Origin of the sequence: Mycolicibacterium houstonense (assembly GCF_900078665.2) — a bacterium.
GTDB lineage: Bacteria > Actinomycetota > Actinomycetes > Mycobacteriales > Mycobacteriaceae > Mycobacterium > Mycobacterium houstonense.
In genome coordinates this window covers 4,873,713-4,874,361 of record NZ_LT546207.1, presented here as the reverse complement: position 1 = coordinate 4,874,361, position 649 = coordinate 4,873,713, and the positions used below count along the sequence as shown (strand labels likewise).

Genomic DNA, 649 nt, shown 5'->3' with positions numbered 1-649 from the left:
GATCGCGGCCGTCGGGATGGCCGCCCGCACCCTGGCCGGCCATCTGTCGGAAAGCCCGGTCGGCGGCATGGCCGTCGCGGTGCACGCCCTTGCCGCGGCGGTGTGGTGCGGCGTGCTCGCGGCACTGGTGCTGACGGTGACGCACCGCGGTCAGTGGGCCCGGGTATTGCCGCGGTTCTCGCAACTGTCGCTGTCGTGTGTGGGTGCGCTGCTGGTGGCAGGAGTGGCCGGGGCAGCGATCCGGCTGAATTCGCCGTCCGAGTTGTGGGGAACCGGCTACGGCCGGGTGTTGACGGCCAAGGTGGTCGTGACCGCCGTGCTGCTGGCGCTGGCCTGGCGGAACAGGTCGGAGTGGCTGCCCGCGGCACGCGCGCATCGCAGCAGCGCCGCACTGTCGCGGACCCGGTCGTCGGTCGAGTTGGCCGTCATGGCCGTGGCGGTCACGCTGGCCGCCGCTCTGGCCGTCACGGGTTGACCACCGTGGCGCCTGGCATGATGGAAACACTGCCGGCCCCCACACCCCGCGCTGGCGCGGAACACCAGATACTGCAAAGGAGCAGCCAGATGGCAGAGCAGCAGGATCACCCCGCCGAGAAGCCCGAGGCCCCGGCCGAATCGGCTTCCGCCGACGCGTCCGCGGCCGGCGCGG

The 649-nt window shown here is 72.6% G+C and carries 1 protein-coding gene; it reads left to right on the top strand.

Annotated elements, in window-relative coordinates:
• Positions 1 to 475, top strand: a 475-nt coding sequence (locus BN4332_RS24480) for a CopD family protein (RefSeq protein WP_200820345.1), incomplete at its 5' end; no start/stop codon positions are given.
• Between the last annotated feature and the right edge of the window lie 174 nt (positions 476 to 649).